Origin of the sequence: Psychrobacter proteolyticus, assembly GCF_003350005.1 — a bacterium.
In the GTDB taxonomy this organism is placed as follows: Bacteria; Pseudomonadota; Gammaproteobacteria; order Pseudomonadales; family Moraxellaceae; genus Psychrobacter; species Psychrobacter proteolyticus.
Window position 1 is genome coordinate 922,309 of record NZ_QLKS01000001.1, and the last position, 14,522, is coordinate 936,830.

The 14,522-nt window shown below is 44.2% G+C and carries 12 protein-coding genes; 7 read left to right on the top strand and 5 right to left on the bottom strand.

Annotation, left to right across the window (positions count from 1 at the left end; all coding sequences use genetic code 11):
• Window positions 1-4: 4 nt before the first annotated feature.
• Complete coding sequence (locus tag DXK30_RS03780) at window positions 5-2,092, bottom strand: TonB-dependent receptor domain-containing protein (protein WP_114700513.1); 2,088 nt, start codon at window positions 2,090-2,092, stop codon at window positions 5-7.
• Window positions 2,093-2,595: 503 nt separating this feature from the next.
• Here DXK30_RS03780 and DXK30_RS03785 point away from each other — a divergent pair.
• From DXK30_RS03785 to DXK30_RS03805, 5 genes are all read left to right on the top strand, one after another.
• Entirely contained in the window at window positions 2,596-2,871 is a 276-nt protein-coding gene (locus DXK30_RS03785; protein WP_114700514.1) for a Trp family transcriptional regulator, read from the top strand.
• Between the two features lie 100 nt (window positions 2,872-2,971).
• Window positions 2,972-4,390, top strand: coding sequence for an anthranilate synthase component I family protein (locus DXK30_RS03790; protein ID WP_114700515.1), 1,419 nt, complete (start codon window positions 2,972-2,974; stop codon window positions 4,388-4,390).
• Between the two features lie 72 nt (window positions 4,391-4,462).
• Window positions 4,463-5,110 (top strand): anthranilate synthase component II, encoded by a 648-nt coding sequence (locus tag DXK30_RS03795; protein ID WP_114700516.1) that lies wholly within the window; start codon window positions 4,463-4,465, stop codon window positions 5,108-5,110.
• 6 nt (window positions 5,111-5,116) lie between these two features.
• Window positions 5,117-5,863, top strand: a complete 747-nt coding sequence (locus DXK30_RS03800; RefSeq protein ID WP_114700517.1) for a lysozyme inhibitor LprI family protein — start codon at window positions 5,117-5,119, stop codon at window positions 5,861-5,863.
• Window positions 5,864-6,195: 332 nt separating this feature from the next.
• On the top strand, window positions 6,196-7,149 hold the full coding sequence (locus DXK30_RS03805) for a DMT family transporter (protein WP_114700518.1): 954 nt from the start codon (window positions 6,196-6,198) through the stop codon (window positions 7,147-7,149).
• A 110-nt stretch (window positions 7,150-7,259) separates the two neighbouring features.
• Here the strand turns inward: DXK30_RS03805 and DXK30_RS03810 are convergent, their stop codons facing one another.
• The 4 genes from DXK30_RS03810 to DXK30_RS03825 all read right to left on the bottom strand — a co-directional run bounded on the left by DXK30_RS03810 (window position 7,260) and on the right by DXK30_RS03825 (window position 10,906).
• Window positions 7,260-8,003 (bottom strand): amino acid ABC transporter ATP-binding protein, encoded by a 744-nt coding sequence (locus DXK30_RS03810; RefSeq protein WP_114700519.1) that lies wholly within the window; start codon window positions 8,001-8,003, stop codon window positions 7,260-7,262.
• A 124-nt stretch (window positions 8,004-8,127) separates the two neighbouring features.
• Window positions 8,128-8,871: an amino acid ABC transporter permease gene (locus tag DXK30_RS03815; RefSeq protein ID WP_114700690.1), complete on the bottom strand. Its 744-nt coding sequence runs from the start codon at window positions 8,869-8,871 to the stop codon at window positions 8,128-8,130.
• Between the two features lie 14 nt (window positions 8,872-8,885).
• Complete coding sequence (locus DXK30_RS03820; RefSeq protein ID WP_114700520.1) at window positions 8,886-9,722, bottom strand: amino acid ABC transporter substrate-binding protein; 837 nt, start codon at window positions 9,720-9,722, stop codon at window positions 8,886-8,888.
• Between the two features lie 428 nt (window positions 9,723-10,150).
• Window positions 10,151-10,906, bottom strand: a complete 756-nt coding sequence (locus tag DXK30_RS03825) for a UTRA domain-containing protein (RefSeq protein ID WP_114700521.1) — start codon at window positions 10,904-10,906, stop codon at window positions 10,151-10,153.
• A gap of 367 nt (window positions 10,907-11,273) precedes the next feature.
• Here DXK30_RS03825 and hutU point away from each other — a divergent pair, with 367 nt between their 5' ends.
• The gene (gene hutU / locus DXK30_RS03830) at window positions 11,274-12,992 is read left to right on the top strand and encodes a urocanate hydratase (protein WP_114700522.1); all 1,719 of its coding nucleotides are present in this window, start codon (window positions 11,274-11,276) and stop codon (window positions 12,990-12,992) included.
• Window positions 12,993-13,062: 70 nt separating this feature from the next.
• Window positions 13,063-14,427 carry a YjiH family protein gene (locus DXK30_RS03835; protein ID WP_201507844.1) on the top strand — a complete coding sequence of 455 codons (1,365 nt, stop codon included), beginning with the start codon at window positions 13,063-13,065 and terminating at the stop codon, window positions 14,425-14,427.
• Window positions 14,428-14,522: the final 95 nt, after the last annotated feature.

Here is a 14,522-nt window from a genome sequence, read left to right on the forward strand (position 1 = left end):
TAGATTAGAACTGATAAGTTAAAGACGTTTTGATATTACGTCCCATCTCAAAATCAGTATAGGCATCATCGATAGAGTTACGTGACGCATGGCTTGCATAAGTCTCATCAAAGATATTGTATACACCTAGCGTGGCCTTTAGACCTTCGATTTGAGTTGGCGTGTAAGTCATAAAGATATCGTGCACGTCATAGCCTGGTTTTTCGTTGTCATCACCAGCGGTATTCGGTGTCACATCGGCGACATAAGTACTGCGCCAGCCAAGCTCGGTCGTATTAGTTGGAGCGTAACCCAAGTTGACCATGTACTTATCGCCAGACTCAGAGCCACTGCCACTGACAGAAGAGATATTGTAACCTGTATCTTCGCCTTTGCTACGCGCACGAGCATAGCTTAGACCCATGTTGAAGTTATCTGCGCGATAGTCGGCTGATAGCTCTACACCTTTGATTTTGAAATCTTCGTCATTATTAATGACACCTTGGCAGGCTTCAGGAGCAGCACTTGTACCTAGTTGTCCAGTTGTGCAATTCATGCCAGTTCTACTACCACCTGCACGTACAAACTCAATATAGTTTTCGATATTGGTTTCAAAGTATTTAGCACTTAATTTTAAAGAGTCATCAGCCATAGTCAGACCACGCAGCGTTGTAGCAATACCGACTTCTGCATTGTCACCTTCTTCTGCTTTTAGGTCATTGTTCACATACGTATCAGCGCCATCGGTGTTAAAAATCGTTTGGCTAAGATCTGGACCATTAAATAACTGAGTATAGCTTGCAAATAGCTGGGTGCGCGGTGCAATCTCATAGCTAGCAGCCAATGCGCCAACGACATTGTCATAAGTCTTGCCAGCCGATACATACTCTGGAGACTCATAACGGTCATAACGGACGCCTGGCGTTAAGCTAAGCTTACCCATTTGCCATTGGTCTTCTAGATACACAGAAGTATTGGTTGCTTCATCGGTGCTCGCATTGCCAAAGTCACGTGTCATCTCAGATTCTTTTTTGTAATACTCAACTCCAGCGATTAACTTATGAACCCCTGGCACACCGTTGATGATACTGCTATCAACGATACTGGTGTTTTGTACTTTTGCGCCTGTGGTTTTAACTTCTGCATCAAACTCAAACCCAGGTTCGCCATCAGAGTTACGCAAAATCTGCGTGCTGGTCTGATATACATTGGCGTCTACATTAACCAATTGGTTGGCAGGACTGTATGCGTAGTCAAGCGCATAGGTATCGCGTTTGACTTCCTGCGGAATAATTGGGTTCCAGCCACCAGCAGGAAAATCTGGACGTAATGGGAACTTGCCTTTGTTTTCGGTACGGCTAAAGCTAGCGCCTACATGATGATCACTACCGACATAAGCACCAGCTTTCAATAGGATGTTTTCGCCTTCGCTGTCTTCCGTTTGGATTTTACGGCCTTTACCGTCTTCACCAGCGTCCGCATTGCGTTTGCCATAATAAGCCAGCAAATCAACATTTTCTGTTGGCGCACCATACACAGTGGCAGAAGTTAGCAGTTCATCATTGTTACTAGCATAACCTGTATGCAGCTTAGCACCTACCTTTTGACCTGGCTTAAGTAAATCTGCCGCGTCGACTGTCTCAAAAGCAACCGCACCACCGATAGCATCATTGCCTAGCGTCACTGAGTTATTACCGACTGATACCTCTGCTTGTTTTAGCAGATCTGGATCAATAGTGACGTCACCCATATGGTAGAACAACGCGCCTTCTTGACGTGCGCCATCAATCGTGACTTTTAGATTGGTATCGTCAAGACCACGTACACGAATACGTTGGTTGACTGATGAGGTACCACCCACGCTTACCCCTGGCACAACGTCCAGAAAATCGCTCAAATGGCTGGCTTGTGCAGCTGGGGTGTAGTCATCTATGTAGACAGAGTCTTCTTGTACAGCGTCACGTACTGAGCTATTTGCTGTTACAGTGATAGTCTGTAATGTCGTGTTTGGCATATCTGCTGCCGTTGCAGCGCTGGCAGCTTGCGTCCACAATACAGCGGCGACACCGATAGACAATACTGTCAATTGACTAGATAACTTTACTTCGCGCATAACACATTTACTCACTTTGTTTACTGTCAGAAATTAGAATTTTTAGAATTATTTTTAAGGGCTATCATCGAAAAAACCCTTAAAATAGTGCCTACCAGAAGATTAAATACCTTAAAAACACATAACTCATCATGCGAATAACATGATTAATGTTAATGATAATTATTTGCGTTTAAATAATGAGAGGCATAATAACGAAGTATTAACACTTTGGCAATAATTAATATAATAAATTCTCAATTTTATCTCTTAATATGCTGAGAGAGCATAAGAATGCTTCTGTACTAGCGGTAAATATAACATTCAATATAATTCTGGCTATGTATTAAGGCTATATGTGGTCAGGCATAGAGATTCATCACGTCCATAGTAGTCTGCTATTAACTTAGCTCATCACTTGTTTTTCTTGTACTACTGTACTAGAATACTGAAACAAGATGCTTCTCAGCGAAAAATCGCTCAACAAGCGACCTATCTATTTTCTTTGGCTAAGATTACCTATTATGACTACCGATCCTTATCAGAGCTTAGTGAAACATTTGACCAACTGTACTGATAGCGCAGATATCGAAAAGCTGCTCAGTGCCCTGCTGACCGATAAAGAACAGCATGACATTGCCAATCGTATTCGCATTTTTGACTTGCTAGATCGTGGTATCACCCAGCGTGATATCTCTGAGCAGCTAGGTGTTGGTATCGCCACTGTCTCTCGCGGTGCCAAGGCCAAGCAAAGCCATGATGTCAGCGCGTTACTGGCCACTCATAGAGACTGCTCTTAGCCTCTAACGACGATACTATCTAGCTTTTTACTGACGAAACTTATACTTATTAATCGACACTTATTAATCAACACACATTTGAACCATTTCGGACTTTGTTATGACCTCTAGTACTCGCACACAGACCAAACCTGCTCCTATCGATATTCCGAGCAAACCACAACGTATCAAACTGACGCAAGATATCGATTTTTTTGCATTATTCAAACGTATCGAAAGCGCTTTTGATACCTGTTATTTACTCGAATCATTGGGCGAAGACAGCCATATCTCGCGCCATCATGCGATTGGCTTTGACCCTGTGACGACTATCGCCGCATTAGACCGCAACACGCTTGCGATTACCGCCAATAAAACTGCTGAGACAAGCCGTTATCAAACCGATAACCCTTATCAGTTGCTGCGCGACATAACGCCGCAGCATGTTATTGCTCGCGATCAAAGCGGTGGTCTGGTCGGGTATTTGGGCTATGACTGCGTGAATTTCTTTGAACCTAGCCTCAATGCAAAAGCCAGCGAAGACTTTGAACCCTTTAAGTTTGGCGTGTATCTAGATGGATTGACGCTAGATAAGATGACTGGGGAAATCTTCTACTTTTATTACCCAACTGCTCAGCAAGAAAACCGTATCGAGCAAATCAAAGCCCTACTCGATGAGCCAACGCCTAGCTATGAAGCGCCTAAAGTTGAATTTTTAGGTGACGGTATGAGCCAAGAGGAGCATGCCAATGTCGTCATGCAAGTCAAAGAAGACATCATCGCTGGGCGTATTTTTCAGTGTGAGGTTGGGTTTAAATCTAAATACAGTATTGCCGGTGACAAAATGCCGATTTATGAAAAGCTGCGTGCCGTTAACCCATCACCGCATATGTATTTTATGAAATTTGCGCAGCAGTGCATCATTGGTGCTTCTCCTGAGCTGTTATTCCGCTTGCGTCAAGGTGAAATGGAAACCTATCCGCTAGCAGGGACTGCCAAGCGCGGTGCAGATGTAATCGAAGATCGTAAGCTTGCCCGCGCCTTGCTCAACGATGACAAAGAGATTGCCGAGCATAATATGTTGGTCGATTTGCATCGCAATGATATTGGCCGTGTGGCACGATTTGGTACGGTAAAAGTACGTAGTTTGATGGATATTAAACGCTTCTCTCACGTACAGCATATCTCTTCTGAAATCGTTGGTATCCTGCATCCTAACGAAGACATGTTTAGTGCGCTTGCCAGCAACTTCCCTGCTGGTACGCTATCAGGCGCACCTAAAGTAGAAGCCATTAAGGTGATCAATGAGCTAGAGCCAGATGGTCGCGGTGCTTATGGCGGTGCATTAGGCTCGTTCAATTTTAATGGTGATTGTATCTTTGCCATTCCTATTCGTAGCCTGTTTATCAGCGGCGAGTCAGCCTACGCGCAAACGTGCGGCGGCAATGTCTATGACTCAAACCCAGCAGATGAATACTTAGAGATTCAGCGTAAACTGTCGGCGATGAAAGTCGTGTTAGATAGCTTTATGCAATCATAATTGCTACCAGGAGTACTGCATACATTGACCATATTTTACCTAGCACTATTTTTATAAAAGAGTTTATGACCCATGAATGTTTTAATTATCGATAACTACGACTCGTTTACCTTTAATCTTTACCAGTATGTGGGCGAGATTTTGCAAACCTTAGACAGTGATGAAGAAGCCAGCGTCATCGTTAAACGCAATAACGAAATAACCTTAGCAGATGTGCAAGCAATGAATCTTGATAGAATTATCATTTCACCTGGTCCTGGCTCCCCTGATGATCCAGCGTACTTTGGTATCTGTAGCGAGGTCATTGAGACACTGGGCAAAACTGTGCCGCTATTAGGTGTCTGCTTGGGTATGCAAGGCATTGCTCATGTGTTTGGTGGTGACGTGGTACGCGCCAGTGTGCCGATGCATGGCAAGGTCTCATCAATTCGCCATGATAATTCAGGTATCTATCAAGGCTTACCACAAGAGCTTGAGATCATGCGCTATCACTCACTGGTGGTAAAAGCCGACACCATCCCAAGCTGTCTGACAATTACCTCGGTAGTCGCTAATGACAACCGTGCTGAATTGAGCTTTGCTGAGTCAGCATTGACTGGTGATGAGATTATGGGACTGGCGCACAAAGAGTACCCAATCCAAGGCGTACAGTTTCATCCTGAGTCGTTTGCCACTGAAGGTGCTAAGCGTTTGCTGAGTAACTTTTTATTGCAGGTGTAAACCTATATGTCCGTCTCCATGTCTAGCTCAAGCCTAAATACATCCAGCTTACTCGGACGTACTGCGTTGCTCTTGAGCTTAACGCTAATGACATCTGTCAGTTCGGCTGTAGCTCCTGTACAGGCAAACTTTACAATGGGCATGGACATCCAAGGTCAACGTCTTAACCTTTATGAGAGCTGTGCAGAAGGAAGCGTTACTTGCAACAATATGCTGCTAGTCGCTCCCGATTTAGGACGACTATTACAGACAACACCAGAACCCAGTAAGTCGCCCTATGCTGTCAAATACTACTCTGCGCAAACCAAGCATAGTTTATGTAAAGATGGCGCGACCCCGTGTCGATTTCAGGGTTATACCTTTGAAGGCGAAGATTTTGATGGGTTTATAGATACCTCGAACCATGAGATATCTATAACAAGTAAATGGACAGTCGATACCTATAGTGCCACCTACAAAGAAAATGCGACTTATCTGCCATTAGCATCACAAGCTGCTCTGATTGATCAGATATATAACACGTCTGATAAAGCATTGAATGAAAGCTACAGAGTAACGCGAAATGAATTCAGACGCTTGTACGGTGAGGATATGGCGGCTGATCTTAAAAAAGAGCAGACTCAGTGGATAAAACAGCGCTCAAAAAATTGTGGAGCTGATACGGATCATCTACCAAGAACCCAAGTGGAAAAAGTGTGCTTTGTTCAGCGAAATGCTCTCCGAGAGCAAACATTCTTTTTATGGATTGATTAACAAAGACTATAGAAGTAAAAAATGGTGCGAACACAAATATGATATGAGTTAATGATTCGATATTGTTTAAGTTATTTAGCAAACGCTAGCCATTTTTTAGCCATTTTTTAGCCATTTTTTAGCCATTGGAATAGCTATTGGAATAGCTATTGATTGAATTTAGCACACGACCTAGTAGCCACTTATTATCTTTTAGTGATAGACTCAAAAGAATAAACAAAAGACAGCCTTTAATCAGGTTGTCTTTTCTTATTTCAGTATTGCTTGGAGAGATTGTATCAATAGCAATCTTACAACACTTTGTGTCACTTAGCTCGTAAGAAGAAAACAGTATGGCAAACATCGACAACGGAATGGCGACCCACTCGCATCAATCATGGCTAGGCACCATTCAAATCATTACGGCTGCTATTTGCTGGGGCACGTTGGGTATATTCTCGACTTACCTAAACCAAATTGGATTTAGTGGATGGCAAGTAACGATATTACGTATCGTCACGGCGGCCTTTATCATTTTAGCCATGCTACCAAAACTGTGGCCACACCTTATCAAATTACAGCCAAAACAATGGCTCGGACTGGCGATGCAGTCGTTGATAGGTGTCCTTGGCATGTCGGTCTGCTATTTTTTTGCGGTCAGCTACGTTGGTGCTGGCCCTACCGTGGCCTTACTCTATACCGCGCCCGTATTTAGCTTATTGTTCTCAAAATTCTTACTGAGCGAGTCCATCACTCGTAAATCAGTGTTGCTAGCACTAATGGCGGTGTTTGGCGTTGGCTTAACGATGCTAGGTGAGCAAGCAAAAGTTAACTGGGGAATTTTACTCGGTCTATCAGCAGGGATGTGTTATTCGTTATATGGCGTATTGGGCAAGCGCGCGATGCATTACGCTCACCCTGCCCCTTTGGTGTTTTTCACTTCCATTATCATTAGTGCTGGCGTACTACTGCTCTTGCCTGAGACCTATAACACTTATGAGCAGCTATTAGATCTCCCTTTAATGACTTGGGGCTATGTTTTGGGATTGTCATTATTGGGGACCGTCGTGCCATTTGGGCTATATATGAAGGCATTAGAGAAACTGCCTGCCACTCGTGCATCGGTATTTACGATTTTTGAGCCATTGACTGCTATCGCCCTTGCAATGTTATTACTACATCAATCTTTGTCTTGGATTCAGTATTTGGGCGTGGCGCTTATCTTACTGGCGGCTTTATTAAATGCTGTATTAAATGGTACTGCTACTCGCGTACCTCGCTGGTTAAAGCAACGACAAAAGACTTAGTCTTACTATCTATTCATTTGAAATACGTCCTATTTATTGCGATAAAAAAAGCCCCAACCATTACATCATGATTGGGGCTTTTTTTATCGCTTACGCAAAAACAAACGTTTTTACTGCTCAATACGTTGCAGAAATGCCTGCGTACGAGGATGCTTTGAATCTTCAAACAGCTGCTTGGCACTGCCTTCTTCAACCACATGACCATCCTCAATCAGTACAACATGATCGGCAACGTCGCGGGCAAAGTTGATTTCGTGAGTCACTACGACCATCGTCCAACCTTCAGAGGCGAGCTGCTTCATTGTCTCTAGCACATCCTGTACCAACTCTGGATCAAGTGCAGAGGTTGGCTCATCAAACAGTAATAATGACGGCTCAATAGCAAGCGCACGGGCAATACCAATACGCTGCTGCTGACCACCAGATAACTGGAACGGATAGAGATCCGCTTTGTCCGACAGTCCAATTTTTTCAAGTAGTACCAATGCCTGCTCACGGGCTTGCGCTTTGCTTTGCCCCTGTACTACCGTAGGCCCAAGCATCAAGTTTTCAATGGCTGTCTTATGTGGGAACAAATTATAAGACTGAAATACCATACCTGATTTACGCTGTAAGGCTAGTAGCGTTTTTTTGCTTGGCTTAGTCGCAAAGTCGACGCTCAAGCTATCGTCATCAAAAGCAATCACACCTTGATCAGGAATCTCTAGCGCATTTAAACAACGCAAAAAGGTGGTTTTACCCGATCCTGAAGGTCCTAATATTACGACCACTTTGCCTTTATTGATAGTCAAGTCGATGCCTTTTAGCACCTGATTGCCACCAAAGGCTTTATGAATATTAGTGACTTTGATCATAAAAATTCCTGTTGTACTGGTCTTTATTTGCGACTGTTTATTCTTGCGTGCTTGTTCTTAAGCGCTTGTATGACTAATGGCTACGGAGCTAATAAAATCTGGCTAATAATTATCCAACCATCAATTATTTTGCCACATAGCGATCTAGTCTAGTTTCAAGCTTGCCTTGGATAAAGGTCAAGAACAGACAAATACCCCAGTAGATAATCGCGGCTTCGGTATAGACCAACATAAACTCATAGTTACGAGCTGTGATAATCTGCGCTTGTTTGAATAGCTCAGTGACCAGTACCAATGAAGCAAGTGAGGTATCTTTTACCAGACTGATAAAGGTATTGGACAACGGCGGCACCGACACTCGAAGCGCCTGCGGTAAAATCACATGACGAAACGTCTGTAGATACGTCAAACCAACCGTCGAGCCTGCTTCCCACTGCCCTTTTGGTATCGATAAAATCGAAGCACGCACTGTCTCCGATGCATACGCACCGATGTTCAATGAGAATGCAATAATCGCTGAGGGAAAGGGGTCAAGCTTCACCCCAACACTTGGCAGACCATAGAAAATAATAAACAGCTGAACCAGCATCGGTGTACCGCGAATGGCGGACACATAGACGCGAGCGAGCCGATAGATGATTTCATGGAACCAAGTGGCACGCGGAATGATACGAATCAATGCCACTGTCAGTGCAATGGCCATACCAATCGCAAATGAGATCAATGCCAGCGGTATCGAATAATAGATACCGCCTTTGAGCATTGGCCAAAACGACGATATGACAATCTTCGCTCGATCAGGACTCATAAATGGCAATACAGCCAATAAGTCCGCGAACCATGATGTAGACATTACAGAAGCTGACATGATAGAAACTGACATTATTTTTGTTGACTTATATCAGCACCAAAGAACTGTTCGCTAAGCTTGGTGAGTGTGCCTTCAGCCGCCAATTCAGCCATCGCTTCATCTAATTTAGCTACGACTTCATCATCACCTTTGATAAGCACTAGGCCTGAACCAGTTTGTTCACTTGCAGGGGCTGTCAGTTTAATCTCAAGATCAGAATCTGGGAATTTCTTGAGATAATCCAATACCGCTAGATTGTCATTCATCGTAAAATCAGCACGATCCTGCTTCACTAACTGAATCGCTTGCGCCATACCATCGACAGGAACGATCTCTGCGCCATAACGCTCTGCAAGCTCACCATAGTTACTGCTAAGTGATTGCGCAGTACGTAGGCCTTTTAGACCTTCCCACGAGCTATAACGGTTGTCATCAGTAGGTGCCAATACAACCGCACCTGACCAGCTATAAGCCATTGCTTTGTCATACTTTGCTTGACGCTCAGGCGTGGTCAAACTAACTTGGTTAGCCACCATATCAAAACGTTTTGAATCCAAACCAGCCAACATCGCATCCCATTGAGTTTCTTTAAACTCAATGTCTACGCCCAGTTTATCCGCTACTGCACGCGTTACTTCAACATCATAACCCGTTAGTTTGCCACTCTCATCATGGTACGTGAACGGAGGATAAGTACCCTCTGTACCGACGTTGATGGTGCCGCCGTTGTTGATACGTTGTAGCAAATCAGAACCGCCTGTTGCAGCGCTGTCAGTTGCACTGGTATCGGCTTCGTTGGTAGTAGATTGACCACAAGCGGCAAGGAACATAGTACTGGCGGCAAGGGCTAAGAGAGTACGACGTTTCATAAGACGTCCTTATATGAGTAAATGAATAAAGTAAAAACGAATAATGCTAATGAAATATACGGTGCTAATAAATAGGGCAAGCCGACATAGAAGAACAATATAAGCTCCTCTATGATATTCGGCTTTGGTTGCCCGATTTGAGGCTATTTGGCTATTTTTCAATACTGTTTCTATATTATATTTTAATTTTTAACGATTGTTCAAATATTCTGACGAGTTTAATTAGCACGAATCGCTATCTTATTAAATAGCAGCTTATGGATATAGTATCTCACTTTAGACAGAAAAACGTACACAATCAGTGAGTATACGTAAGCTATAGTCAGTTCAATATAATTTCGATACAAGGAAACCGAGTGCAAGTTATGCATTAGTATGCTTAGCGAGGATGACGATGTAGCGGATTTATATAGGCTTGACTATATCTGCTATAACTCGCCAGAAAACTGGTAGCGATCACCCGCATGCCACATCTTTACAAAGGTCACGACCTGACCAGCCGAATAGGTCTGCCGACGCAGCACAAGCGTTGGTGACTGCGGCGCAATTTGCAAAAACTCAGCAATTTCATCAGGAGCTGCCAATGCTCGAATGGTATAGCTGCCACTCTCTAGAGGGCTTTTGGCAATCAAGTAATCACTGGTATTGACCACACTAAAATCCTGGTCGATAAACTTCGGCACTTTTTTAGCATCGACCCAGCGTTCTTCAAACTGTATGGGCTGACCATCAGCAAAGTGAATGATTTTTACTTCATACAGGACAGCTTCATCACTAGCATCTTTCTGAGCGCTTGTATTAGCAGGCACAGACTTTTCATCAATACCAAACTTACGACGCAATTCATCATCGAGCATAGCAGCAGTAACGGCGCGTTTGCTCACGACCTGTGCCTCATAATCACGATTGGCAGACTTTAAATCCTGTGCGATATTGCGCACTTCTACAAAGGTATGATTGAACTGCTGCTGCGCGACAAACGTGCCCGATCCTTGCCGACGCTCTAGTACCCGCTCCTCGCTCAGCTCTTTTAGCGCACGGTTGACCGTCATTCGTGACACACCGAACTCTTCAGCCAATGCCATTTCTGTCGAAATCGCGTTGCCTGCTTGCCACTTACCAGAATGAATATTGTCTAGTATGGCGTTTTTTATGCGTTGATACGCCGGAATTGTCTTTGTCATATCCGCCTTTGACCGTCAGTTTTGCTAATAGGAATGACCACATAATATCACGAGACCACTGTGCAAGCCTTAGTCAAAATGTCTGAGCGTTCAGTATTGACTAGGGCGCTTTTCAACTCACTCGATGTTATCTAAATCGGCTAAGTGAATAACAAAAATAATCAGCTCACGAAAAAAAACCTTGCATGAAAAAAGTATCTTTGATAATTTGTATATACAACTTTACAGCGGTGCTAGAAAATTTGTTTTATCGATTCGATATTTTTATGAATTTAGATGAATGCTTAGTAGATAAATACCTAGACTGACTGTAAGACACTTACTTTAATGACTTTATCGCCCTATTCGCTATCACAAGGATATGATCATGACTACTGACAACGGAACCAACAAAGAGACTAAGCTGACTCGCCGTGATGAGAGCCGTAATATCGCTGCGCCTACTGGCTCTACGCTACATTGCAAAAGCTGGCTGACTGAAGCCCCTTATCGCATGCTGCAAAACAATCTGCATCCTGATGTGGCCGAAAACCCAAAAAGCCTGGTCGTCTACGGTGGTATTGGGCGCGCAGCCCGTAATTGGGAAAGCTATGATCAAATCTTAGAGTCATTAAAAGAGTTAGAAGATGATGAGACGTTGCTAGTACAGTCTGGTAAACCAGTAGGCGTGTTTCAAACACATGAAAATGCACCGCGCGTATTGATTGCCAATTCCAACCTAGTACCGCGCTGGGCCACATGGGAGCACTTCAACGAATTGGATCGCAAAGACCTGTTTATGTACGGTCAGATGACTGCAGGTAGCTGGATTTATATCGGTACGCAAGGCATCGTCCAAGGTACGTATGAGACTTTTGTGGAAGCGGGTCGTCAGCATTATGACGGTAGCTGGGCGGGTCGTTGGATTTTGACCGCGGGTCTGGGCGGTATGGGCGGCGCGCAGCCACTAGCCGCAACTTTTGCGGGTGCAACGTCATTGAATATCGAGTGTCAGCAGTCTAGTATCGATTTCCGTTTGCGCACGGGTTATGTCGATAAGCAAGCAGATGATCTTGACCATGCTTATGAGTTAATCAAACAACATACCGATGCTGGCGAAGCTGTCTCTATCGCCCTACTTGGCAATGCCGCAGACATCTTGCCTGAGATGGTCAAGCGTGCTAATGCGGGTGGCATGAAGCCTGATTTGGTCACCGATCAGACCTCAGCACATGACTTAATCAATGGCTATTTGCCAAGCGGCTGGACGGTAGAGGAATGGAGAGCCGCCCAAGAAGATCCAGAGCAACACGCAGCACTGACCAAAGCCGCTGCTCAGTCTTGTGCCGTACACGTCCAAGCAATTTTAGATCTACAAGCGATGGATATCCCAGCGACTGATTACGGTAATAACATCCGTCAGGTGGCTTTTGATGAAGGGGTCAAAGATGCTTTTAACTTCCCAGGTTTTGTCCCTGCTTATATTCGTCCGCTATTTTGCCAAGGTAAAGGCCCATTCCGCTGGGTAGCGTTATCAGGTGATCCAGAAGATATCTATAAGACTGATCAAAAAATTAAAGAGCTATTCCCTGAAAACAAACATATTCATCGCTGGTTAGATATGGCAAAGGAACGTATTCAATTCCAAGGCTTGCCTGCTCGTATATGCTGGCTAGGTCTTGGTGAGCGTGACAAAGCAGGTTTGGCATTTAATGAAATGGTCAAAAACGGTGAATTAAAAGGCCCGATCGTCATAGGTCGTGATCACTTAGACACAGGCTCTGTCGCCAGTCCAAACCGCGAAACAGAGAGCATGAAAGATGGCTCAGATGCGGTCTCTGATTGGGCACTATTGAACGGTATGCTGAACGTGGCTGGCGGCGCGACGTGGGTATCACTACATCATGGCGGCGGTGTCGGCATGGGCTATTCGCAGCACTCAGGTATGGTCATCGTAGCGGATGGCACTGACACCGCGGCCAAACGCTTATCGCGAGTACTTGTCAATGATTGCGGCTCAGGCGTCATGCGTCATGCAGATGCAGGTTATGAGTTGGCGATTAAAACAGCGAAAGACTATGGTCTAAATCTGCCAATGATCAAATAGTTTGTCCCTTGTTCTTATACGCTGTAGATGGGTATAAGGACATAATCGGCGTTTTATCAAGGAGGATAATATGATTGAGCAAAATACGACATCTAGTCTGAACGATGAAAATACAACGACATCATCGAAGAAACTACTATCAACCCCTATTGCATTAATACAGCTTATCGTATTCAGTGCGATCGGTTTGGTGATGTTTTTTGTGCCATTTACCATTGGCGAGAAAAGCACGATTTTGTTCGATCATGGCGCGACCTATCTGGTGACTCAGCAGCATACCTTGTCCGTGACATTACTATTTCTACTCATAATCTATGGTGTGAGTAAGCCGTTTATCGATGGCTCATGGCGTAAAAATATCACTCACATGATTATGACGACTTTCAAGATCATCGGCCTGATATTGGCAGTGATGTATGTGGCTGACATAGCGCCTGCCTTTATGATGGAAAAGGACATGCTGCCGTTTCTGTTTGAAAAACTGGCCTTACCAGTCGGTATGATTGTACCGATTGGGGCATTGATATTGGCATTCTTGGTTGGTTTTGGCTTACTAGAAATGGTTGGTGTGCTCATGCAGCCGATTATGAAACCTATTTGGAAAACCCCAGGCTCATCAGCGATTGATGCCGTTGCTTCCTTTGTCGGTAGTTACTCTATTGGTTTGCTCATCACCAATCGCGTGTATTTACAAAAGCAATATTCAGCGCGTGAAGCCATTATCATTGCGACTGGGTTTTCGACCGTATCAGCGGCATTTATGGTCATTGTTGCCAAAACGCTTGGATTGATGGAGTTTTGGAATGTGTTCTTTTGGTCTACGCTAGTGATTACCTTTATTGTCACTGCGATTACAGCTCGTATTCCACCTATCAGTCTCTTTGATGATCATGTCGAACGTCCCGCTTTAGATCATAAACGTGGTACACGGTTAGCAGCAGCATTTGATTTAGGCTTGTCTACTTCGCGCCGTGCCACTGACCTCAAACAAATCTTATGGTCTAATTTTCGCGACGGTCTAACGATGGCCGCTGCTATCGTGCCATCTATCATCGCGGTCGGCTTAACAGGATTGCTATTAGCAAAATATACGCCAGTTTTCGATGCCTTGGGCTTGCTTCTTTATCCCTTTACATGGCTTGGCGGCCTACCAGAACCGCTTGTCGCTGCCAAAGGCATGTCAGCGGGATTGGCTGAGATGTTCTTGCCAGCATTACTACTAAGTGAGGCAGATATTCTGACACGCTATGTCGCAGGGGTCATTTCCATTAGCAGTGTGCTGTTCTTCTCAGCCATGATTCCATGCGTGCTTGCCACTGAAATTCCTATCTCTGTTGGCAAAATGGTCATCATTTGGTTCGAGCGCGTGGTAATCAGTATTTTATTGGCTGCAGCATTCGGACAACTGGCCATGTACTTCAACTGGATTGGCTAAAAAATTCAAACCCGATAATAGCTATTGCGTTGATTAAAAAACACTTCAACAATTTAATTTTAATAAAGATACGAAACAAAAATAATATAACCCAT

What these genes read in the sequence shown, in the direction of transcription:
- DXK30_RS03780 (WP_114700513.1), bottom strand. Translation starts at nt 2,092, where the DNA reads ATGCGCGAAGTAAAGTTATCTAGTCAATTGACAGTATTGTCTATCGGT.
- DXK30_RS03785 (WP_114700514.1), top strand. Translation starts at nt 2,596, where the DNA reads ATGACTACCGATCCTTATCAGAGCTTAGTGAAACATTTGACCAACTGT.
- DXK30_RS03790 (WP_114700515.1), top strand. Translation starts at nt 2,972, where the DNA reads ATGACCTCTAGTACTCGCACACAGACCAAACCTGCTCCTATCGATATT.
- DXK30_RS03795 (WP_114700516.1), top strand. Translation starts at nt 4,463, where the DNA reads ATGAATGTTTTAATTATCGATAACTACGACTCGTTTACCTTTAATCTT.
- DXK30_RS03800 (WP_114700517.1), top strand. Translation starts at nt 5,117, where the DNA reads ATGTCCGTCTCCATGTCTAGCTCAAGCCTAAATACATCCAGCTTACTC.
- DXK30_RS03805 (WP_114700518.1), top strand. Translation starts at nt 6,196, where the DNA reads ATGGCAAACATCGACAACGGAATGGCGACCCACTCGCATCAATCATGG.
- DXK30_RS03810 (WP_114700519.1), bottom strand. Translation starts at nt 8,003, where the DNA reads ATGATCAAAGTCACTAATATTCATAAAGCCTTTGGTGGCAATCAGGTG.
- DXK30_RS03815 (WP_114700690.1), bottom strand. Translation starts at nt 8,871, where the DNA reads ATGTCAGCTTCTGTAATGTCTACATCATGGTTCGCGGACTTATTGGCT.
- DXK30_RS03820 (WP_114700520.1), bottom strand. Translation starts at nt 9,722, where the DNA reads ATGAAACGTCGTACTCTCTTAGCCCTTGCCGCCAGTACTATGTTCCTT.
- DXK30_RS03825 (WP_114700521.1), bottom strand. Translation starts at nt 10,906, where the DNA reads ATGACAAAGACAATTCCGGCGTATCAACGCATAAAAAACGCCATACTA.
- hutU (WP_114700522.1), top strand. Translation starts at nt 11,274, where the DNA reads ATGACTACTGACAACGGAACCAACAAAGAGACTAAGCTGACTCGCCGT.
- DXK30_RS03835 (WP_201507844.1), top strand. Translation starts at nt 13,063, where the DNA reads ATGATTGAGCAAAATACGACATCTAGTCTGAACGATGAAAATACAACG.